This window comes from Gemmatimonadota bacterium (assembly GCA_026706845.1).
Classification (GTDB): Bacteria; Latescibacterota; UBA2968; order UBA2968; family UBA2968; genus VXRD01.
The window spans coordinates 16,804-40,940 of sequence record JAPOXY010000278.1 but is presented as its reverse complement, the minus strand read 5'-3'; the positions used below and the strand labels follow the sequence as shown (position 1 = coordinate 40,940).

Annotated in this window: 16 protein-coding genes; all 16 read right to left on the bottom strand. The window is 52.0% G+C overall.

The features are described from left to right. Positions 1 to 48: 48 nt before the first annotated feature. The 16 genes from OXG87_23985 to pstB all read right to left on the bottom strand — a co-directional run bounded on the left by OXG87_23985 (position 49) and on the right by pstB (position 24,118). Positions 49 to 2,496: an FAD-dependent oxidoreductase gene (locus OXG87_23985; GenBank protein ID MCY3872614.1), complete on the bottom strand. Its 2,448-nt coding sequence runs from the start codon at positions 2,494 to 2,496 to the stop codon at positions 49 to 51. Positions 2,497 to 2,582: 86 nt separating this feature from the next. Further along, positions 2,583 to 5,702: an isoleucine--tRNA ligase gene (ileS, locus tag OXG87_23980; GenBank protein MCY3872613.1), complete on the bottom strand. Its 3,120-nt coding sequence runs from the start codon at positions 5,700 to 5,702 to the stop codon at positions 2,583 to 2,585. A 305-nt stretch (positions 5,703 to 6,007) separates the two neighbouring features. Next, positions 6,008 to 7,270 carry an Npt1/Npt2 family nucleotide transporter gene (locus OXG87_23975; protein ID MCY3872612.1) on the bottom strand — a complete coding sequence of 421 codons (1,263 nt, stop codon included), beginning with the start codon at positions 7,268 to 7,270 and terminating at the stop codon, positions 6,008 to 6,010. Continuing rightward, positions 7,270 to 8,160, bottom strand: coding sequence for a mechanosensitive ion channel (locus tag OXG87_23970; GenBank protein MCY3872611.1), 891 nt, complete (start codon positions 8,158 to 8,160; stop codon positions 7,270 to 7,272). The genes OXG87_23975 and OXG87_23970 overlap by 1 nt, the downstream gene beginning before the upstream one ends. Then, positions 8,157 to 10,136, bottom strand: a complete 1,980-nt coding sequence (locus OXG87_23965; GenBank protein ID MCY3872610.1) for an ion channel DMI1 — start codon at positions 10,134 to 10,136, stop codon at positions 8,157 to 8,159. Before OXG87_23965 ends, OXG87_23970 begins: the two co-directional genes overlap by 4 nt. A gap of 148 nt (positions 10,137 to 10,284) precedes the next feature. Further along, positions 10,285 to 10,473, bottom strand: a complete 189-nt coding sequence (locus OXG87_23960; protein MCY3872609.1) for a hypothetical protein — start codon at positions 10,471 to 10,473, stop codon at positions 10,285 to 10,287. A gap of 2 nt (positions 10,474 to 10,475) precedes the next feature. Next, positions 10,476 to 11,150 (bottom strand): PspA/IM30 family protein, encoded by a 675-nt coding sequence (locus OXG87_23955; protein MCY3872608.1) that lies wholly within the window; start codon positions 11,148 to 11,150, stop codon positions 10,476 to 10,478. 268 nt (positions 11,151 to 11,418) lie between these two features. Continuing rightward, on the bottom strand, positions 11,419 to 12,474 hold the full coding sequence (locus OXG87_23950; protein MCY3872607.1) for a PorV/PorQ family protein: 1,056 nt from the start codon (positions 12,472 to 12,474) through the stop codon (positions 11,419 to 11,421). A gap of 32 nt (positions 12,475 to 12,506) precedes the next feature. Continuing rightward, a complete protein-coding gene (locus OXG87_23945) occupies positions 12,507 to 15,629 on the bottom strand; it encodes a hypothetical protein (GenBank protein MCY3872606.1) in 3,123 nt (1,040 codons plus the stop codon). A 15-nt stretch (positions 15,630 to 15,644) separates the two neighbouring features. Beyond that, positions 15,645 to 18,533, bottom strand: a complete 2,889-nt coding sequence (locus tag OXG87_23940) for a TonB-dependent receptor (GenBank protein MCY3872605.1) — start codon at positions 18,531 to 18,533, stop codon at positions 15,645 to 15,647. A 146-nt stretch (positions 18,534 to 18,679) separates the two neighbouring features. Further along, complete coding sequence (locus OXG87_23935) at positions 18,680 to 19,771, bottom strand: XdhC family protein (protein MCY3872604.1); 1,092 nt, start codon at positions 19,769 to 19,771, stop codon at positions 18,680 to 18,682. 9 nt (positions 19,772 to 19,780) lie between these two features. Next, complete coding sequence (locus OXG87_23930) at positions 19,781 to 20,917, bottom strand: VWA domain-containing protein (protein MCY3872603.1); 1,137 nt, start codon at positions 20,915 to 20,917, stop codon at positions 19,781 to 19,783. Between the two features lie 8 nt (positions 20,918 to 20,925). Continuing rightward, positions 20,926 to 21,837, bottom strand: coding sequence for a MoxR family ATPase (locus tag OXG87_23925; protein MCY3872602.1), 912 nt, complete (start codon positions 21,835 to 21,837; stop codon positions 20,926 to 20,928). Beyond that, a complete protein-coding gene (locus OXG87_23920; protein ID MCY3872601.1) occupies positions 21,831 to 22,370 on the bottom strand; it encodes an NUDIX domain-containing protein in 540 nt (179 codons plus the stop codon). The genes OXG87_23925 and OXG87_23920 overlap by 7 nt, the downstream gene beginning before the upstream one ends. 243 nt (positions 22,371 to 22,613) lie before the next feature. Continuing rightward, entirely contained in the window at positions 22,614 to 23,291 is a 678-nt protein-coding gene (gene phoU / locus OXG87_23915; GenBank protein MCY3872600.1) for a phosphate signaling complex protein PhoU, read from the bottom strand. 17 nt (positions 23,292 to 23,308) lie between these two features. Beyond that, positions 23,309 to 24,118: a phosphate ABC transporter ATP-binding protein PstB gene (pstB, locus tag OXG87_23910; protein ID MCY3872599.1), complete on the bottom strand. Its 810-nt coding sequence runs from the start codon at positions 24,116 to 24,118 to the stop codon at positions 23,309 to 23,311. Positions 24,119 to 24,137 lie beyond the last annotated feature (19 nt).

Here is a 24,137-nt window from a genome sequence, read left to right as displayed (position 1 = left end):
ACGCCTTCCTTTCGGGGGCGTATTATTTTTTTTCAGCATGCCAGGTTCTCAGCACTTGAGGCGCGTCATCTGCGGGTCCCACAAGGGTTCGGAGGCGACCGTGGCTGGAAAAGACTCGCCAAAGTATTCGATCTCCACCTGGGTTCCCACGCGGGCGTGTTGCACCGGCAGATAACCGTAGGCGATACCGCGGTCAATGGAGTAGCCGTAATTGGCACTGGTGACATAACCGCCTATGCGACCGTTGATCCAAATCGGCTCGTTCCCCATCACCACCGCGTTGGGTACGTCAAGGGTCAGACAGCAGAGTTTTTGCGCCGGACCTTGCTCACGAGCCCTGGCAAGAGCTGCCCGACCAATGAAGTCCCCCTTCTCCATCCTCACCGCAAAAGAAAGCCCGGCCTCCAGCGGATTGTACTCTGTGTGGAGTTCGTTTCCCCAAAGCCGATAGCCCTTTTCGAGCCTCAGGGAGTCAAAAGCCCCCAGCCCGGCGGCAATTGCGCCGTGGGGCTGACCGGCTTGCCAGAGCTCATCCCACAGGGCTTGCCCAAACTCGAACGGCGCGTAAAGTTCCCAGCCGAGTTCGCCGACATAGGAAATCCGCAAAGCGAGGACCGGAATCGCGCCGATGTCGAGATGCCGCGCGGTCAGGTAGGGAAATGCGCGGTCAGACACATCGGCGTCGGTAGTGCGACGCAGTAGTTCGCGCGCCCTGGGACCCCAAACGCCTATACAACACCAGCGGCTACTCTCATCGCACAGGACAACCGAGCCATCTGTGGGCATGTAACGGCGGATCCACGCCTTGTCGCGCTCGGCGGTGCTGCCGCCTGTGACGATGAGGAATTGATCGTCGGCAAGGCGTGTTACGGTCAGGTCGCACTGGATGCCTCCCTGCGGCGTGAGCATTGAAGTGTAGGTAATGCAGCCCTGGGGTTGATCCATGCGGTTGGCGGCCAAATAGTCCAAGAACGCCAGAGCCCCCGGCCCGGATACGCGAAATTTGGCAAACGGGGTCAGGTCAAAAAGCCCCACGCGCTCGCGGACGGCGAGATGCTCTGTGCCGATGATCGGCGACCAAAAACGCGCCGCCCAACCGCTGCGGGTGTGGCTGTGGTCAATGGGAACCGCGTTGGTCTCAAACCACTGAGGCCGTTCCCATCCCGCGCTTTCGACAAAGACGGCCCCCAGTTCCCGATAGCGTTGGTGGCACAGGAGGAGGCGCAGGCCGCGCGGGGCGTCTATAGGCTGGGCCGGATGAATGATGTCGTAAACCTCGCGGTATTGCTGCGTACTGCGCTGGACGACGTAGGATGTGGTACGCTGGTAGGGAAGGAAGCGGGCGAGGTCGGCGTGGCGCAAATCCATGGTTGGCTGACCGTTTGCCATCCACTCGGCGACCGCCTTGCCAGCACCACCAGCATGCGTGATCCACACCGCCTCGGCCGACCAAAACCCCTTGACCTGAGGGGCCTCGCCGAGCACGGGCATTCCGTCTGGTGTAAACAGCAACAGGCCGTTGACCTTGCGGGATAGTGCGGCTCGATCAAGTGCTGGCAGCAGTTTGCTGGCCGAGATCATCCCCTCGCGGAAGGCTGCGGCCGACCAGGGCCGCATGGAAGGCATCACGGGAGCTTCCTCGTGTGATTCGATATTCTCTGGCTCGACGCGCAAAGGCTCGTGATCGTAGGAACCGACCAGGTACGCCTCGCCCTCTTGCCGACAGTAGATCGCCCGATCCTGATGGCGGAGGATGGGGTGCCGGTACTGCATGGTTTCCCCAGCGAGTTCGGGCAAGGGGGCTGTTTCGGCGTACAGGTGGCAAAAAGGCACCAGCGGCAGGGAGACACCGGCCATCTGACCGATCAGGCGCCCCCATATCCCGGCCGCGCAGACGATGGCCTCGGTGCGGATATGCCCGCGATCAGTATGCACCGCAACCACGCGACCTTCGACCACGTCAATGCCGGTTACTGTGGTATTTCCATAAAACCGTGCAGCCCCGCCAGCCTGGGCGTGCTCGGCCATGGTCTCGGCCAGTTGCCAGGCCCGTGCAATACCATCGCTAGGCGTGTACAGGGCACCGTAAATCGGGTCGGTCAACAGCGGGATTTTTTCGCGGACCTCGTCCGGACCGAGCAAACCGGTATCAATGCCCCAGGCCCGGCCAGCCCCGACCTTGCGCTTGAGGTCGTCGAACCGCTCGAGCGTCGTCGCTACTTCCAATCCTCCGACCTCAAACCACAATGGCTCGCCGTCGGGTGGACTGAGGCGTTGGTAGAGTTGGGTCGTCTCGCGTGCAAAAACAGACATCAGGCGCGAGACATTGACCTGGAAAACGAGGCCGGGGGCGTGGGAGGTCGAGCCGCCGGTTTTGAACAGCGGCCCCTTTTCCAGGACCATAATGTCCTTCCACCCCAGTTGCCCAAGGTGGTAGGCGACGCTGGTTCCGGCGATACCGGCACCGATGATAACGACCCGTGCGTGATCTTGCATCATAGTCCTTTCGGTGAAGAAATGTCAGTGCTGAATAACGCCGTTGATGGACCGACCTGAACCAGTTGTACACCGAGTTGCTAATTTTATGACGCACTGTTTTTCTCGACGAGAAACCGCACGGTCTGGCCTTCGAGATCAACCGCATCGCCATCCACCTCATCTACGCGAACCAATCTCGTACAGAGCGTCTCACCCATGATATAATCTCGAAACTGGTCGAAAGCAGGTGCCAGAGAATTGCCATTATCCATATATGTCACAGTGATCCGGTCTGAAACATCCAGCCCCTTATCCTTGCGGATATTTTGAATCACATGGACGATCTCGCGCGCCAGACCTTCGCGTACTAAATTTTCATCCCTGTGCAAATCCAGCGCCACCGTAATATCGCCTTCATTGGCCACAGCCATATCTTCTTTCTCTTCGCGCTGGATCAAAATATCATCCACCGTGAGATCTAAAGGCTCCGCACCATCCAGATCCAATGTCAGCGCGTGGCCGTCGCGCAGCGATTGGATCTCTTCAAAGCCGAGACCCGCAATCTTTCCCGCAGCCACCTTCATATTTTTCCCCAGACGCGGCCCCAGCGCTCTGAAGTTAGCTTTTGCAGAAAGCGTCACAACGGCCTCTTCATCGTGGCGGATATCCACCTCTTTCACATTTAACTCATCCGCGACAATATCCTGTAATGCCCTGAGATCTTCGCGCACATCCTCCTGCATAGACACGAGAATCACCGCACGCAAAGGATGTCGGGTCCTGACATTGGCCTGACTGCGCAAAAACCTGCCCAACCCAACCGCTGTTCGCGTGCGCGCCATCTGCTGCTCGAGTCTCTCATCGAGATCGGCCTCAATCACATCGGGATAATCGCACAAATGAACAGACTCCGGCATATCGCTCGCGCGCAAATTCCGGTAGATAGTCTCCGTGATAAACGGCGCGAAAGGTGCCAGTGCTTTAACCAGCGTCAAAAGCACGTGATAGAGCGTCGCATAAGCAGACAATTTATCGCTATCATTATCGCTTTTCCAGAACCGCCGTCGGCTGCGTCGGATATACCAGTTGGTCATATCGTCGATAAATGTTGCAAATCGCGTGGCCGCCGTCTGCAAATGACAGCGATCCAGCCCCTGGCGAATATCGCGCACCAGATGATTCAAACGCGCGCGAATCCAGCGATCGAGCGGATGATCTGACCGATCCGATGCAGGCTGCCAGTTATCAACCCTCGCATAAGTAACGAGAAAACTGTACGCATTCCACAAAGGCAGCAGAACGCTGCGCATCGTCTTTTGAACCCCCTGTTCCGAAAACGCGAGATCTTCGCCGCGCACCACAGGAGAAGACAACATATTGAGACGCAGAGCATCGGCACCATAGGTATTCATAATATGCATGGGATCGGGATAATTCTTCAAACGCTTGGACATTTTGCGCCCATCTTCGGCGAGAATCATACCGTTGACCACCACATTTTCAAACGGCGGACGGTCAAAAAGAGCAGCGCCGAGTACCACAAGCGTATAAAACCAGCCCCGCGTCTGGTCCAATCCCTCAGCGATAAAATCCGCTGGAAAATGCGCATTCAGCCACTCCTTGTTCTCAAATGGGTAATGGCGCTGTGCATAAGGCATAGAACCGCTCTCAAACCAGCAGTCGAGCACTTCGGGCACGCGGGTCAGAGGTCCCGTTTCACCCTCCATAATAACCGGATCCATAAAATGCTTGTGGATATCGTCAAACTTGCCGCCCGTGCGTTCCTCCAGTTCGCCGATAGAGCCAACACACACAGTCTCACCCGTCTCTTCGTTGCGCCACAGGGGAAGCGGGCAACCCCAATAGCGATTGCGGGAAATCGCCCAATCCCGCGCATTTTCCAGCCAATTGCCAAAACGCCCCGCTTTGATATGTTCGGGCACCCAGTGGATCTGCGCGTTTGCACGGAGCATCCTGTCTTTAATCTTCTCAATATTGACAAACCACGTCGAAATCGCCCTGTAAATAAGGGGCGACTCACACCGCCAGCAATGGGGATAACTGTGGTGATGTGTAGAGCGGTGTACGAGCTTGCCTTCTTCTTTCAAACGATTCACAATATCGCCATCACAGTCCTTGACAAAACGCCCTTCATAATCACGTACCTCAGATGTAAAACGGCATTCGGCATCAATCGGACAAACAGATGGAACGCCGTGAACGATACCGGCTTCGGCATCGTCTTCACCAAATCCAGGTGCCGTGTGGACAATACCCGTTCCCTCTTCAGTAGTAACAAATTCGGCTGTAATAATGCGGAACGCCCCCTCTGCGCGAAGGTCTTCAAAATAGGGAAAAAGCGGTTCGTATTGAAGACCCAGAAGCTCCTTCCCCTTTACGGTCCTGACAATCTCGGGTCTGCCTGCGGGATAGTAGGTATCCACACGCGCCTCAGCGAGAACGTACGTCACATCCTCATCTTTGACATACACATAATCTATATCTTCGTGCACAGTCATTGCCAAATTTGACGGCAAGGTCCATGGCGTTGTCGTCCACGCCAGAAGATATGTATCCGGTTCATCTTTGAGTTTAAACGCAACGGTAATAGCCGGATCCTGCACGGACTCATAACCCTGATTAGCTTCAAAATTGGACAAAGGTGTCGCATCCCGGGGACAATAAGGCAAAATTTTGTGTCCCTCGTAGATCAAGCCCTTGTCCCAAAGCTGTTTGAACACCCACCAGATAGACTCCATATAGTCGCGGTCCATCGTGCGGTACCCATTTTCAAAATCGACCCAGCGCCCAATGCGTTTGACGAATTGTCGCCACTCGGCAGTATATCGCAAAACAATGCCCCGGCATGCCTCATTGTATTCCGCAATCCCGTACTCTTCAATCTCGTGCTTGCTATTCAAGCCCAGTTCCTGGCTGAGTTCATATTCTACGGGCAAGCCGTGACAGTCCCATCCAAAGACGCGATCTACGTATTTGCCATTCATAGTTTGATAGCGCGGAATCACATCTTTAATCGTCCCTGCCAGCAAGTGTCCGTAGTGCGGCAGACCCGTCGCAAAAGGCGGCCCATCGTAAAAAACATATTCATCGTTATTTCTTCTGATCTCGAGCGATTTTTCAAATGCTCTGATCTCATCCCAAAAAGCGAGCACCTTTTCTTCCTCTTTGGGAAAATTCACATTTGTATCTACTTTTTCAAACATTAAAAACTCCTTGAAATCGTGCCAAGAACATCTCTGTGTACAACAAAAAACCGCCACGGCAAACGCCTCTGGCGGTGTGTCATACAAAAAGTATATAGCTTAAGACAAACAACACCCCACAAGCGTCTCCGCGGCATATATACGTATAACCCCAATAGCACTGCCCGGTGTCAGACAACCTGTCACCTGGGCAGGACCCTTTCTCAGTTGCGGGGATTTTTGACGGATTGCGTTCATATTCTCATCCTTTTTCCTATCAGCGCGGTTAAAAATAGAGGTTTTGACATTTTGTGTCAAGCACTCATCTACAAATCGGCAACTTCCTCTGAAACCCGTAGTCGCCTGCCCCTATCATCCTCCGATCTTGTAATTGCCCACGCGATCCAACTCCATACACCCAACGCGCCCAAAGCAACAAGCGGATACACTGACCCCGGCAATCGTCCAATATTGAAAACCCTGTAAGAAATAGTCCCCGCCAGTGCAATCAACCCCGAAGTCATCCCCTTTGACGCGCGATAACCAAACGCATCGATCACTTCTTTCGCCCGGTACCTCGCATCAAACGAAAGCGGAATATAGAGCAACTCTTTCGCCGCTCGAAACACCGAATAATCCAGCGTCTTAAACACCAGATAAGCCAGTGCACCAGTAGTCAGAGTCGGATATGCCAACAACACCCCACACGTTATCAGATGAACCACCGGAATACCGAGATGGGCGGTTCGCAACGACACAAAATGCAGCAACAGGGGTGCAACGCCAAACTGAAACACAAATGCACAGGCATTCAAAAACGCATAAAAATACCCAAAATATGCGGTGCGTTCGTCCTGCATCGGCAAAGCCGTTTCCACCAACCCACTGAACCGCAAATCCAGCACCGCCGACACCATCTGCGTGACAAAAATCAGACCTACGAGATAGCGCAAAGTCGGAATATCTCGAAACAAACCCAACGCCAGCTTGCCTCGCTTTTCCGGCTCCTGAACCGGCACACCCCCCAGACCATACGCCCACCACGCCAGAACTGCTGACGGCAGCAGGGATATTCCAGCAAAAATCAACAGGTGTTCACTGCCTATCACCTTCGCCGTTTGCCCTACAATCAACCCCCCACAAATCGCCCCCACCGACGCAATACCACAGATCGGACCATTGTACTTTCGCCCCTGATCATCTCGCAAGACGCTATTGATAAACGACCAGTACTGTTCAATAATCAACACAATATACGCTTCGCGCAGCACATATAACACCCCGACCGCCGGATGAAAACCAGATAAAATCCCCCCGTAACACGCCAGAATACCCCCACCCGAAAGCACCGACGTCAAAAACAAAGTCTGCCGCGACCCAAACCGCGACAACAACACCCCGTACATCCAAACCATACCAAACGTACCCAGAGGCGCCAGCGTCATCACAAAAGGCAAATTGTGCGCCCCATACGCCCCGATGAACAACGACGTGGATACACTCCGCACAAACTCATATCCACACAACAAAAAGCTCGCTGCAAATCCCACCGTCAATGCACCGGCAACAGGTCGTCTATCTACTGACATTATTCTTCTCGCCTATTTTCAGGTAATGGTGTCGGCAACTGTATGGGCACGGCACTTCGCACATGCAAATCCCGCTGTGGAAATGGAATCTCGATATTCCGCTCTCGAAATGCCTGAACAATTGCAAAATTCAAATCGCTAATCACAAAATACTGGCGGGTCGGATCCTCAATCCACACCAGCAAATCAAAATTCAGCGAACTATCGCCAAATGTCAGGAACTGGATCTGCGGTTCGGGATCGGACAAAACCTCTTGATGCACCCGCCCCACCTCCAACAACGTCTCCGCGACCAGTTCCACATCGGAACCGTAGGACACCCCCACAGACACGTGAATACGCACTTTTGACTCTTGAAAGCTCCAGTTTGTGACATTGTCAGATAAAAAATGTGAATTGGGCACAATAATCGTCACCCTGTCCAGGGTTTCGACCTTTGTGCTATATGCATTAACTGCCTGTACAGTGCCTTGTACGCCACCCACCTCGACAAAATCTCCCTCCTGCACGGGCCGCTCAAACAACATAATGAGTCCGCTGATAAAATTGTGGGTAATATTTTGCAACCCCAGACCAATCCCTACCAACAAAACAGCACTGACCGCAGCCAATGCCGTCAGATCAATCCCGGTATGTTGTATGGCGATAAATGCGCCGATGCACATGATGATAATGTGCAATAGACGACAGATAGCAGACTGCGAACCTTGACGCAGGTGTATCTGTTCAAACACATTGCGTCGCAACATGCGCTGCAACAACCGCGAGATCCCATATGCAACAAGGACAATCAGCACAGACGTCAGTAAAATAGCTGGAGTTACTTCCACCTCGCCAAAAGATACGAGTTGTTTCTCAAATACCGCGCGTAAATCATCCCAGGTCTTCATGCCTGATCCTCCCGAATCAATACAATAAGATCATCCGATTCACTTAGAATATATAGCTCATCATGTTTCGGATTGAGCACAACCCCGCCGTTTTGGCGAATACCCAGTGCGATTTCGCCCCGACATGCCGACATCTCCACAATCTGTCCAAAGCTCACATTTTGACCTGCTATGCCGTAATCTGAAACCCGGCGAAAGAAAATCTCTGCACCACCAGCGGCAAACAACTCTTCATAAACGACATTGATCTCCCGACGCAACGCAACCTGTGCCAGCACATGGCTTGCGATCATGGGCGTAACCAGAACCTCGGTATCGTAATCTTCAAACAACACCACATTTTCGGAATCCATCAAATCGACCAGAATTTCTGGTTTATGTGTGCCCTCATCCAGCACATTCCTCAGCACCAGATGTCCCACAATCGTCCGCGCATCTGACTCTTCCTGTGTCTCTACCCAATCACTGCCCAAAATCACCACATTGTCATACCCACCTGGCTCCATTTCTCTTAAATCAGATAGTGAAGTGGGATCGCCCTCGCGATGGGTAACAACCACGCGGCGCGGGTCAATACCTTTTTGCGCCACTTCAGCTTCTCTTTGTGCCGAGGGTATAAGAGACAAAACCGCGATCTCAAATTGTTCGCGCATTTGCCTGCCGAATTCTTTAAGCAAAACCGCAGCTTTGTGATTCCATCCCAAAATTAAGATGCGTCGTTTGCCTTTTTCCCTCACATGGGGCACCTCTTGAAATTTACGCGATACGCGTTCTATCTGATAATTTCTCAGAGGTTCACAATCCTCGTACTCCTGCGCCAAAAAGACCAGACGGTCTTCTGATTCCACAATCAAATCCCCAGACGGATTGAGCAGGGGGCAAAATGTCTCACCTTGAGGACGCACCACGCCCAGCAAAATCGCTTTGGGATACGCACCTGAAAGATCGCCAAAACGAGAACCCGTAAACTCCTCGCACATTCGCACATAGACCTCATTGCCAACCCCGTGCGACAAGATATCGTGGAACACCTGTGACAATCCCGGATGACGCACATTTTGCGCCATACATCGCGTAATAAAAAGATCACTCGCCAAAATCTCTAAAATGCCTCTATAGGCCCTTTTAGCCATAAACACTTTGTCGGAATCGAAAATTTCTGTCACCAGCAGGGGTAGAACTTCTATCTCATCTTCTTTTTCCCGCTGATTCGATATCGACAACAGTGTTTTTATGATACGCGTATCCGATTCATCCGCGCTGCCATAAGCAAAATCAGCACCGGGCAAAATAATGGCACCCGCATTTTGAAAATCCACGCGCTCCAAATGTTCTATCCGCAGGGGTATCCCCGACCGAAATGTAATCTTCTTAGGATTCCACAAAGAACCCAGTGCTCTCCGCAATTCCATTGTGCGCTCCAAACTCACGTCTTCGGAAAGAATCACCACATGTAACCCCCGCGCACCGAGTAGTTGCAAAAACCGGCGCACGCGACCTTCAGCGCGCATCAACTCGCTGACAATTTCAGACGTGCGATTGGTCCATCCCAAAATCAAAATGTGATTGCGACGCACAATAGGCGTAAGCCCGCGCTCAAAATCGCGAATCGTCTGATTGAGCCACTGCGTCATAATCGCGATCAACGACCCCATAAAAAGCACGTATCCAAGCACTGTCACCACCGTTGAAATCACGCGGCGGGCAAGCCCTTCGTCATCTCCCAAATAACCCGGATCGGTCAAACGCAAAAATGCCCACCAGATAGCTGATTCGCGATCATCAAAAGGTTTATCCGTTTCCTGCACCAGCAAACCACCACCAATGGCGACAATGCCAATTAAGGTCGCGATAAATAGCAATCGAGAATGCGCCCCGCTCAACAACAATCGCTCAACGCGAAATTTCAGGTAATTTTTTACTCGCGCAACCGGGTCAGTAGTTCGCGATCGCAGTTTAAAAAAAAGATTTTTCAATACAAGCCACCTTTTTTTATTCATCATAAATCACTCTACTGAATGGAAAAAAATAATCTGCAATAAGTCTCCCTGTCAAGCATTTGTACACAAAAGCCCTGGACGTCATTCAACGCCCAGGGCTTTAATTATTAGCGGTCAGCCAATTTTAATACGTAACTTGATGCCTATCTCTCGTAATCAACCGGTACCCCAGATACACCAGTAAAACGGGGATTGCCACCTTCAATGCAAAAATCAAAATACTAAAAACCGTTCCAATGAGCGCCATCAGCAAGCAAAAAGCAACAAACCCACCGACGACCAGCAGAGTAATGCCGAATAATTTTGCCAACATGATTACTTCTCCTCCTCAGATTCGTCATTCTGGCGCGCACTTTGTTTTATCTTCTCCTTCAACACCTGAATCTCGGCTTCAACGCGCTGCTTTCGCTCCAATTGATCAAACTCTTCTTCCAACTGCGCATCGCCACTTCCCACCATCTCCGCATAGATCTCAGCAGTCGCTTCCTCGCGCGCCACATCCCGAACAAACCGATCATAAGCTTCTACACGCGCATCTTGCCGCACCTCCTGCACCACCTGTCTGCGAATCGCCAGAGTGCTCTGCCGTGCGCGGGCAGACGCCAACTTCGCCTTCAGTTCTGCAAGTCGCTGCTTCAGCGTCACCGTCACCTCTTCTGCTTCCTCCCGCGCTTTTTGCAGTGTATTGACCGCTTCATCAACCGTCACCTTCAGAAACAGCGCCTTGCGCGCCAACGCCTCCTCACCTGCATCCATAGCATCCTCTGCCTTGCACGCCCACAAAGCCGACTCTTCCCGCTTCTGAGCAATCCGACGCGCCAGCAACTTCTCATTGGCCATCGCCTGTGCCACGGCAACCACCGCATCATCCAGTGCGTCCTCCATATCCAGCACCATCTGTCGCACCATCTTCTTTGGATCCTCTATCTTACGCACAACATGCTCAACCGCAGCGCGTACCACAGTGCGGATTCTCGAAAAAGTGCCCATGGTATATCTCCTTTTAGTTTTTGGTTATCGATCAAACGCACATCTATCTCTCTGCAATATCCGTGCCAAAATATCCTTCAGACTCTATCTTATTGTTTTTTATATAAATAAATTTTTTTGAGTACCAAAAAAACCGCCTGTATTGGCGAGATAAACCAACACAGGCGGTTAAATACACCGATAAGAAGAGAAGAGAGAAGTAAGAAATCCACCCAACACCTCCCCAGGGCGGGTGCTTCTCCTACTTCCTCCTTCACACTTCACACTTCTAAAACCCGAGTCCCACAGTCAACCAGTGATTATCCTGAAAGTACTCTGTCTTGCCATAGGCATAATCCACCTGAAAAGCCATATTGCCCATGGGCACATTCAGACCAAAGCCAAACGTCGGGCCCAGAATATATTCCTTCTTAAACCCGCTGGGCAGGGCATCACCTGTTGGAGAAGCCACATACCCTCCGCGCAACTGAAGAATTTGCTTCATCGAATACTCAACGCCAGCCTGATACTCGTCAGTCGCCAGATTATTATTGCGGAAGGTCGCAGAAAAAGCAGCTTTGCCCAGCGCATCTTCATAGAATGCATAGGAAAAACCGATTTCTATAGACGTGGGCAACTCAGCCGCTGCCAGCGATGTGCGGAAACTGCGCGACCCGGCTTGGGGATCGGCCTCTGGCACCGCGTCTTGCAATTTCACCACCCGGTCCAGATCCGGACCATCAAACCGCAGGTCTGGACCATAGTTTCGCATAGCAATACCCAGCGTCAAACCCTTTAGCGCGGTTTTGTATTGAAAACCAAAATCAAACGCCAGACCATTGGCGACCTCTCGCTTAATCGCCTCGTGGATATATTTGATCGTGGTGCCAAACGACACGCGGTCTGTCAACAACTGCGAATATGTAAATGTCACACACGAAAACCTCGGGGAGAGTATCTCGCCCGTGCCTTCGGGCGACTCCTCGGTCGTCACAACAATATCGCCCACCGCAAACACGCGGGCACTGATCCCCACCGAAATATCATCCCGCAGACGCGTAGTAATCGCAAAATAATTCACATTCATATCCGCGATATAATCCAGATATGAAAATATGGCTTCGCGTTTGTGCGTTCCAAATACCAATCCCGAGGGATTCCACTGCAATGCCTCCGCACCTTTTACATGGGCCAGTATGGCGCCTCCAAGTGCTGTACCGCGCGAACCAATTGGAATGCGCAACTCTTGTGCCGCGGCTGTGCCGATGCGGCTCTCATCGCCTGCACGGGCATCCTGAGCGATCAATGCCAGCGCGGCAAACAGAAAAATCATCTTCCTGAACATAATTTATTCCTCCATAAGCCAGAATCAGTTCGTTAAAATGTATTCAGCGTCTCGGCTTCCATGAACACCGCGCACTTGATAAAATGCGTACCGATATTTGGCGCATCAAAATGCGCGATATAAATGCCGCTGGCAACCAGCACGCCCTGATCTGTTTTCAGATCCCAGGTATCAAACGACAGACCGTTATTGTGGTTAATCGTTCGCACCAGATCACCCGACAGACTGAAAATTCGGATCGTGCACTGCGCGGGAAGATTGGTAAAACGCATCTGGCGTGCGAGAGAAGTGAATTCATAAGACGAACGCCCCAGATACGGATTGGGCACCGCCAGAATTTTTGTCAAATCCTCCGCCGCCAACTCTTGGTCACCGCGGAGAGCCCCCTGCGTACTAAATGAAAACACATCGTTGGAGGTATTGATTTTATTGGCGACCATCAAAAACGAATCGCCATCCTGCGGGAAACGATCTGGAATGCGGCGATTAACAAAAAGGATATACATAATGGGCGGTGCCGGCGCATCGTTGATCAAGCCCTGAGACAACTCCGCCAAATTGGAATCATCGTCCGGCTCGGTATAATCCCGATCAAAAATGAATAGCCACTCACGAGCGACAAACGTATGGGGTACATCTTCGTAAAATGGCGGCCCCCAGGCCCCATTGACCAGGCCGCCAGCCAAGTTGTTTTCCAGCCAACCCACTTCGAGACGCCGATTATTTTCAACATCCCATGCCGACAGAGCAATGGGACTCCGGTCTTGATACACATAAACACCGGGACCTTCTGTATTGATGATATAATTGCTCCAGTCATAAGGCACTTTGGACAGGGTTAGTTCATCGGGTGCAGGTGCAGCTCTACCCGCAGCGCGCAAATACCGATACCCATAAGACACATTGGGATTCGTCAGGTCAAGGGGTTTGTACTGATCCTCGCCATCATCTTCAATCACACTCGTAAATCGCAATTCCACATTGACCAATCGCGAAGGCGGCACACTCGTTGGGCCAAACCAACTATGGGCAACATCGCCCGTTATCGCACCTCTGAAGCCTTCAGTAGAAAAACCAGCCAAATCGGGACGGGTATTCGCCCAGGTCATCCACCGCTCACCCGATGGAATATCCCAATCTTTCATGCCGAGAGGCGGACCCGTCACGCGCACGAGCAAACCCTCGACAATCGGATTGGTAATCGCATCATTTAGATTTGCGTGCTGCTGCATATCTGAAAGCACGGCCTGACCACTCGACAGATTGATCAGATCCCACACCGTTCCCGCATCAGTATCGCGGAAGCGCACTTCGTAAGACGCGCCCGTAACCCGTGTATCGTCAACCACCTCCACAGCCACGATACCATCGCTTACACCCGATGTGTGCTCTACGACACTATCCACCTCCACGGTATTGAATCGCGTACCCGCAGTGGGACCGCGCGGCACAATACCATTGGCCGGGATCATCTCATCCGAGAGAGGCTTAAACGTCATGCGCCCATCTGCCAGAGGCGAGATGGATGTCTCGAGCGTTTTGGGCGACCTGCTCTCATTCAACGAATAGGCCGTCACCGCAAAATAATAGGTTTTACCCGTCACCAGACGACCACCCAAAACCTTATCCTCGGTCAGTTCAATAAAGCGCCGAATACCCGAGTCGCCGCCAAATTGCACGGGCGAGTTGATCACCACACCGGCACCTTCATCGAACTGACTGTCAAAAATAATGGCCGAGCCATTGACCATGTCATAAGTCACAAGGCGTCTCCAGGGGCCAGCGACCGACTCGCCCTGATACACGTTATAACCTTCAAATGCATAATCGCCTGAGGCGACTTCTGAGTCATCTCCCCAGGTCAACTGAATTCTGCCATTGCCCCCGTGATCGCCCGTCACACCTACGGACACTTTGGGTGCAGGCGGAGGCGATGGCAGTGCAAAATTAGCATCAAAAGCCGATTGTGCAAATGTGTCGTTAAAACGCGCGGCCGTAATCGACGTGAGGCGATCTTGACCTTGCCCTATAATAATGGCGCCCACCACTTCCTGCGTATCGCCGGGCGCGAAGGTAAACGGTCCCGCCGTGAGCATAAAGCGGCGATCAGCTGGATTTTCGTCAAGCCAGCCCGCGCCCGTAACCGGATCTCCATCGACCATAAAAGCCTTCACCTGACCCGTAATTGGATCGGTGTGATCGGCCACGCCGCCATCCGGATCAAGACCTTTCATGTAATTATAAGTTTCTTCTGCGGTATGAGGATCCGTGCCGTTGATATATTTGTTAAACGACGTCATGGGCAATTCCACACCGTCATCGCCAATCGGACCCTGGAAAAAGTCATATCCCACGGCCGGAGGTGACGAACCGTACTGCGCATCTACGTTTGACCCGTTATAGCAAAATCCAAAGCTGGTCTCCACATCGCAGCCCACCAGGTCGTTATCGAACTGCCCCAGATCGGGATCGGACCACAGCGACACATACGTGCTATCGATGGTATTGCCACCCTTGTTAATGAGCAAAAATTTGATGAATACCACATTGCCCAGTGGACCTGTGCGGTCAAACGCAAATGTCGTCTGCTGTATTTCAACGCCCAGAGGCGCGGTCTGCATATTGGTGTGAACGCCGGGATCGGCATCGTTATAAACCGCCCACAGGGTCTGATCTCCCAGCACCATCGGCGTACCATCGGGATTGACCGGCGCGCCGTCTTCAACCGGCCACTGCGCGTAATCCTGATTTTCCGGACCATCGCCTTTGCTGATCTTATACACCCGATATCGATCGAGTTGCGGGTCGGCGGGTGTGCCGTCGGGCAAAATCGGACCAGGTGCATACTCAAACGAATACTCGGCAATCGCCACGCGGATTTCGCCATTGACCTTGCCCGCAATCCACGGACCAGAGGCAAATACAGCGGTTTTGCCCGTGCCCTTGGGAAATTCAAGACCCGAAGCTCCGGTCGCGAGGTCCCAGGCAAACGATCCCTGGTTGGTCACAAACATTCTGATATTGTTCACATCAATCACTTGATCATTGCTGATTTTACCCAGCCGCGGCTTTTGCGAGGGCGATACAGCCAGCGCAATGCCAGCCATGCTCACGCTCATCAAAGCCAGCGTCAAAATATTCAAAAAGCTTTTCATGTCCTGATCTCCCTTTTAGAAGCTGAGCGCGAGTCCGAAGCGAACCTGCCGCGGCGTGCCAAAGTTGAATGGGCTTTTCTCTTTGAGCTTGTATTTGTCTTCGCCCAGTTGACCAAAGCGCTCCACAAATTTGCGGCCTTCGTCTGTATTCAACCAGCCCGAAGTCATCGGGCTGCCCGTGCTCGAATACACGGGGCTGGTTGCGTTGGCGCGGTTGAGCAAATTGAGCACCCAGACGTACAGATCACCCTGAAGCCCTATAATTTTGAAACGCTTGTTCGCCTTCACATCGGTCCTGAATGTCCAGGGACCATAGCTGGAATTCACCGGTCCCGAAGGACGTGACGCCGAAGCCCCTGTGGTCACTTCATTAAACGTGAACGTGGGCGTATAGGGGAACCCACTCCCGGCTTCGAACAACACATTGATCCCCGCATTGGACAGCGGCTGACCACCCAGGAACCTCGGGCCATCTTTATCTACAAAGCGATAGTCAATCGATGCCGCAATTTTGTGGCGTTGATCAAAGTCGAGTGGCGAGGTCGATTTGGGCGGCTCGGTCACACCGGGTTGGAAGCCCCAGGCGATCCGCCGCTGGGTTTGTGGGCTTGATCCCGTACCCGTCGCATAAGCCAGAGAATAAGACACGCGCGCTGTTGTGCGCCCTACGCGACGCATGAGCAAACCAAAGTCCAGCCCCTTGATGGTTCCGTAGTCGTTGTTGCGAAACGAGGCAAAAGCCACGGGATCAGACGGAATTGTCGTTACCTGAACAAGGTTTTCCACGGCTTTGTAATAAGCAGTGACATCGACACTGGCATGGCCGCCCAACTGCTGCACCACACCCACTTCGTAAGCCGTGGTTTTTTCCGGCCTGAGATTCGGATTGCCAAAAGCGTAATAATATCCTCCTAAAGGCGCTTTGTATTCCAGATAATCCAGACCAACATACAGGTCTTCCAGCTTGGGTTGCTGGTAAAAAATGCCGTAGTTCATGTGGAATACAGTCTTGTCTGTGACGGGAAATCCAACACCCAGGCGCGGGCTGATCTTGTGATACACGCTGTTGCCAGCCAAATCCGATGGGTCCAGCGTGGAATCGCCACCCAGTGGCACACCTTCATTCGCCAGCACATCGGTACTCGCATTCAAATAATCGTATCGCACGCCCGCATTGATGATCAACCCGTCGTATTCCATCTTGTCCTGCACGTAAAACGAAGCCAAAATGGGTTCTTTTTGCGCGTCTCGGGTCGAATTTAGAGGCTCGACTACCTGATTATTCCAGTTGTAATCATACCCGTAGCGATCTACATCCTGAAAGCCACCCCTGTCGTCTATGCTGACGAACGGACCGCGGTAGGTCAAACTGGGGGTCAGGTGCCGGTAATAACGCAACCGATGCATTTGCACGTCAAAACCGAGCTTAAACTGGTGATTGCGGCTGATCTGGCTGGTCAAATCAAAATCGATAGGCGTGAGATAAAATGAGCTGGTTTGCTCAAAATCATCATACACGCGCCCTTCATCGCCTTCAAAATACGTTATAGGGCGATCATTGATGGTTTCCGTTGTCCGCGTAATCTCGGTTGAATCCACATCGCCGCGTGCAAACAAACTTTCCGCGTCATAACGCGAATTGCCCTGGGGACGGGCATAGTCGTGCAAATTGTCGAAATGAACCCCGTCGCCTACTTTGAAATTCTGGTCAAAAACACTTGTTTGCAAAGTGAAAAAGGTCTTTGCACCGAGCGTGTAGGTCACGCGGGCAAATGCCGAGTTGTTATTTCTTTTTACACGCGGCGCGTGCCGCAAATTATAGCGATAGGTGTGACTATAGCTCAAGCGATCCGTTTTTGAGCCTACAATCCCAGCTTTCAGGCCGATTTCGTCGGACAACCGATACGCCAGCTTGGCCTGCCAGCCCCATCTTTCGAGTGTATAGTGCGGCAATATGCCCTCGCTGAGCAAATCGTACTCTTCCTGTGACAACAGGTCTTTTTCCCACTCGTGGGCTTCCACCCCCCAGCGCGGGCTGCGGTCGAGGCGATCGATGTATTCTCCAGAAACAAAAAATGAAGGTCCGTTCGTTCCGGGAACGAGCGGACCACCAAATGTCGCATCGGTAGTGTTATACCCATAAGAAGGCGCACCGGCCCAACTGCGGTCATTCATCTCATCTGTAATGTATTCCACAGACCCCGAATAGTGCTGCCCGCCTTCGCGCGTCACCACCTTGACAACGCCCGACATCACGCGCCCATACTCCGCTTCAAACCCACCCACAATCACGGATACTTGATCAATAGCGCCATTGCTCAGGGTCGTGGTCGATGAACCGAATTGCAAATCCTTCTGCGATACCCCATCGACGATGTAATCAACTTCGGAAAACCGCCCGCCGCGTATATAAAGCGAGCCGTTCCGGTTCGTCACGCCCGCCTGCAAGGACGTGGCCGCTGCATACCCGCGAACGGGCATATACTCGAGTTCTTCGCTGGTTACGAGGCGCATCGAACTGGTTTTGTCTTTCTGCACCAGCGGGCGCACCGCCACCACTTCGATAGTTTCGCCTTCCAGGGCTTGCTCTGCGAGCACAAAATCAACTTCGGTAGTCAAATCGGGCAACACCTTGATGCCTTTGAGCACCACATCTTGATACCCGATAAAGCTACATTTTACGTCATACGTGCCTGCGGGCACATTCAAAATCACATAATTACCTTCGGGATCGGATGTCGCACCATAGACACTGTGCAAGCCCAGAACCACCACATTGGCACCGGGCAATCCACCACCGTCGTCTTTGTCAACAATCTGACCCGCAATTTTACCCGTCACCCCGGCCATCGCCGATGCGGATAAAAACGACATCGCAACAAATGCGATTATCCATCTCGTCATGGTTAACTCCCTTCTGAAAAAATTTCGAAAACCAGACTTAAAGGCGCCTTTGCGCCTCTGTCACTTCCCCTCACGTAAACCGTTCTCAGCTATATCGCTGCTACATCACCTCCTTGTTCTCCCCCGACAATAAACCATTTGATCTCTCACACCGATGACAGCGACATACCCTGATGAATGGGCTTTCCCTGTGATCGGCGCACCTGTATAAGTTCAGAAACAATACTCACGGCGATTTCTTCGGGCGTATCTGCGCCGATATCCAATCCAATCGGCGCGTGAACCGCATCCAATTTTTCTCTCGGAATGCCTTTGGCCTCAAACTCTTTCCACATCAACGCAATCTTCCGGCGGCTGCCAATCATGCCAACATACGCCGCCTGGGTATTAATCGCCTGCTCAATAACCGGCTTGTCGTGCTGGTGTCCCCGCGTCACCGCCACCACATAAGACAAATCGTCAACAACTATATGATCAAAAGCCGTCTCCATCTCCAGCGTCAGCGTTTCACTCGCCATGGGAAACCGCTCTTTATTGGCAAACATGGGCCGATCGTCAATAACCACAATCCGAAACCCGACCGAATGCGCGATCTGTGCAATGGCAAAAGAAACGTGCCCCCCGCCAAACAAAAACAGCGTGGGCTCGGGGCAAATAGATTCCAAAAAGACCACAACGGATTCTGAACCGATTTTTATAACCTTGAGCAAACTCTCCGGAATCGCCTCAAAAGCCGCCACCTCTTCGCGCACACAGGCTTCGGCAAGGGCATGGCCCAGACGCCCCACTGTTCTGCCATCGGGATGCACCAATAACTTCGCGCCCACCTGATCGCCGCCCGAAACCAGCGTTGCCAACACAGCCGAACCGCGCACTTTGCGAACCCGAGCAATCTCGTCGAGCATGTCATCTGCACGACCGGGCAACAGAGGCTCGGTAAAAATCTCGACATTGCCGCCGCAATTGAGGCCATTTTCACCCGCGTGTTTTTCCGTCAAAATAAACTTCTGCAACGTCGGTGCTTCGGTTTCCATCACATGACGGGCTTCGGCCCATACATCGGCTTCCAAACAACCACCGCCCACCGTACCTATAATCACGCCATCGGGACGCACGAGCATCTTGGCCTTTTTACTCATCGGCAAAGACCCCTTGCTCGACACAATCGTCGATAAGGCTGCCTTTTCCCCCTGAGAAATCAGGGTCAACGCCTCTTGAAAAACATCACGACCAGCCATAACATCCCCCTACTTCCAAACAGACCGCAGTGTGCGGGCAAGTTGAATCAAACTCTCCAGATTGTGTGCGGGCAAAAAATAATCCAGATATGGAAGTGCTGTCTTCATCCCCAAACACAGGGGCTGATATCCCGGCGTACCCAAAAGCGGGTTGAGCCACATCAACTTATGCACGCGCTTTCGCAATCGCGCCATCTCTTGCCGCATCAAATCGGGATCGCCCCGGTCCCAACCATCGCTCACAATAATCATCACAGTGCGCGAGTGCAACATATCGCGTGCAAACTGGTCGTTAAACTCGCGCAAACACCCGCCAATATCTGTGCCACCCGCCCAGTCGTGTACTGTATCAGCCACTTCCACGAGCGATTCTTCAATACCTTTTGTTTTCAGCAAACGCGAAATCGCGGTCATCCGCGTGGAAAACACCCCGACTTCCACATCTCGGATTTCGCGCTTGAGCGCGTAGATAAAGCGAATCAAAAAACGGCTATAACAATCCATAGAGCCGCTCACATCACACAACAACATCAGCTTGGTCTTTTTGATGCGCCGCCGCTTCATCATCAATTCCACACCATCAGAACCATATAACGCATTGCGTCGCCATGTACGCCTGAAATCCAGTTCAGCCCCCCGATTCTCGGGTACGCGCCTGCGACTGCGGCGATTGGCAATGATATTCACAATTTCGTGGATCACCTTTCGGGCCTGCTCAATTTCGCGATCGGACATTGCGGCCAAATCTTTTCCCATCAAAGCCTCATCGGGACTATACCCGACTTCCTCGGATTCGCCCTCCCCCTCGGCCTCTTCCTGCAAATCTGCAGTATCCACCACCTCATTGACATCTGCCTGAACATCGAGGTCGGGATCTCCGCCGGCATCCGTATCGGTCAGCGTCATATCGTCGGGCAAAATCGGCCGCGCCCAGAAAGCCCTGAAAACCTCGTCAAAAGTCTCCAGATCGTCGTAGCGCGACACCAGTGTCGCACGCGCAGCAGCGTAAAAATCGCTCCGATTGTGCAGGCTGATATATTGAAAACTATCGCACAAATCAATGAGATTGCCCGCATTGACTTCAACACCTGCACTGTGCAAAGCCCTTGAAAAACCGACGACTCGTCCCAGCATGGTCCTTGGCATGTGATCTCCTAAACGGCAACTTGTGTGCGCTCTTTTAACAACCGGGCCTTCTCAATCAGTTGTGGCAGGCCATCTTCCTGAATTTTTTCGATATCTTCTTTATACTTCAAAACACATCCCAATGTCGCATCCACTGTCTGCGGGTCCAATTCTTCAACTTGCATAGCCATCAGGGCCAGTGCCCAATCAATCGTTTCAGCAACACCGGGTTTTTTGTAAAAATCGCGATTGCGCAACAATTGCATAAACCCGCAAACCTGTTGTGCCAATTCGTCCTGCACACCCGACACACGCGACCGCACAATATCCATTTCTTTGCTAAACGTGGGATAGTCAATCCACAAATACAAACACCGGCGCTTCAGCGCGTCGTGCAACTCGCGCGTGCGGTTGGACGTAAGCACGACAAACGGCACCTGCATCGCTCTTATCGCCCCAATCTCGGGAATTGTAATCTGAAAATCCGACAAAACTTCGAGCAAAAACGCTTCAAACTCTTCATCCGACCGATCCACCTCGTCAATCAACAACACCTGCTGCTTTTTTGCGCTACCCTCAAGAGCCGACAAAAGGGGGCGCTTGAGCAAAAAATCTTCGCGGAAAATATTTTGACCAATTTCGGCCTTGTCGATTCCTCGCGCTTCTTCAAGCCTCAACTCCAGCATCTGGCGCGGATAATTCCATTCGTACAATGCCGTATTGGCATCAATGCCTTCATAGCACTGCAATCGAATCAACTCGGTATCAAAAATACCGGCCATAACTTTGGCTACTTCCGTCTTTCCAACGCCTGGTTCCCCCTCCAGAAAAATTGGTTTGCCAAGCGACTGCGCCAAAAAAATCGTCGTTGCCAATGTGCGGTCCGTGATATACCCCTGCTCGGCAAACCGCTCTTCAACATCTTCAATAGAATTCAGCATAATAACCTTTCTTTTTCATACATTTCGCCATACTGCGCCACCCAAATTTGCAATGCCTCTCTGGTCGTGTCAAAAGCCAGATCATTCCAGGGAATATCCCGAGGGGCAAATGTAGCCACAGCTTGCGATTCAAAATTGCCTTCCAACTTTCCGCCCACAACCCGTCCAGTATAAACAATCAGCACCACCCGTTCCCCTTCATAAGACAACACGCCGAGCAACTCGCCGATCTCAACCTCTAACCCCACTTCCTCGCGGGTTTCGCGCACAGCCGCGACATCGGTTGGCTCGCCTGCATCCACATATCCGCCGGGGAACACCCACTTGCCAAACCCGGGATCAATATTGCGCTTGAGCAGGACAACGCCACCATCGAGGGTTACAATAACCCCGGCTGCTACCTTGGGGTCAAGATAGGCCACAAATCCACACGACGGACAACAAGGCCTCTCCCGATCTTCAACTGCTTTTACAACCAGCAAAGTCCCACAGCGCTCGCAAAATCGGGCTTCGGATTTTATGCAATTGGGCAAAGAGACTAACCACCTTATTCTTTAATATTAATATAATATAGTAGTATCTTCAAACAGTAAAATACACAGGTACCAATTTTGGGTCAACGAAAAAGCCCCGAATTCAAATTCGGGGCAAAAAAAATGGGAACCGAGTCACGGGCCGGTTCCCAAGAGGGAGAATACGTCGTGCTTTGAGTATAATATCATTGCCGTGTTACAATCGCGTGTCGTTTACACGACAGTGTTCGCCACAAAGAGGGATTACTCTTCTTCCCGTAATTCCTCCTTCTTATGTCTCACAATGCGTCCCTGAACGAGATAGACGGCATTTTCGGCAATATTGGATGAATGATCGCCTATGCGCTCCAAATGCCGGGACACGAGAATGAGTAAAATTCCCTGATCCACAGTCGAGGGCATGCCCGTGTTTAAGTACGTCAACAACTCGCGGAAAATTTGATCGCGCAAGGCATCCAGAATATCGTCAGTTCTGCGCACCTTATTGGCCAATTCCACATCGCGATTGACAAAAGCATCCAGTGCATCCTTGACCATGCCCCGTGCCAACTCGGCCATCCGCGGAATATCGATCAGCGGTTTCAATTGCGGCATCTGATTGAGCAAGCGGGCGCGCTGCGCGATATTCACCGCCTGATCATTGATGCGCTCGAGATCGTAATTGATCTTCATAATACCCGCCACCAGGCGCAAATCGCCAGCCACAGGTTGCTGCACAGCCAGCAACTTCAAACACTCTTCTTCTATCGCTACTTCCCAGGTATCGATGTGATGACCTCCCTCCTCAACCACATCGACGAGGTGGTTATCGCGTTCTACAAGCGATTGTACTGCCTGTTCAATAGACTCTTCCACCGCACTGCCCATCTTTAACAGCTCACCTTTGAGATGGTCGAGATGCTGGTCAAGATTACGCTCCATAATCATTACTCCTCTGCTTAGCCAAACCGCCCCGTCACATAATCTTCGGTTTGTTTGAGTTGCGGATTGGTAAACATCTCGCTCGTTTCGGCCATCTCAATCAAACGTCCCAAATAGAAAAACGCCGTATAGTCCGAAATGCGCGATGCCTGCTGCATATTGTGTGTTACAATCACAATCGTATATTGCTTTTTGAGCTCTTCAATTGTCTCTTCAATACGCCCCGTCGCAATAGGATCCAGTGCCGAACAGGGTTCATCCATCAAGATTACCGCAGGCTCAACAGCAATTGCACGCGCAATGCACAACCTCTGCTGTTGTCCTCCTGAAAGACCCAGAGCACTGTCATCGAGCCGGTCTTTTACTTCATCCCAAAGCGCGGCAGCCTGCAAACTGCGTTCCACCACCTCATCGAGTACTGCCCGCCGATTTTCACCTGCAATTCTCAAACCGTAAACGAGATTCTCATAGATCGACTTGGGAAAGGGATTGGACTTTTGAAACACCATCCCGACCTGGCGGCGCAGCGAAATCACATCGTATCCGGGACCGTAAATGTCGTCATCGTCAATTTCAACCGCACCCTCGGTACGCACCGAATCGATCAAATCGTTCAGCCTGTTCATGCACCGCAACAGCGTTGACTTCCCGCATCCCGAAGGACCGATCAAAGCCGTTACCTGATACTCGGGAATCTGCATGTCAATGTCAAAAAGGGCCTGCGTCTCGCCGTAATACAGGCTCAGATTCGATATGGTGACAATGGGATTCTGAATATCTGGAACAATTGCTTCGGACCGTGTATTTGCAAGTTCTGCTTCAGCCATCGTGATTCCTTTCTCTCAC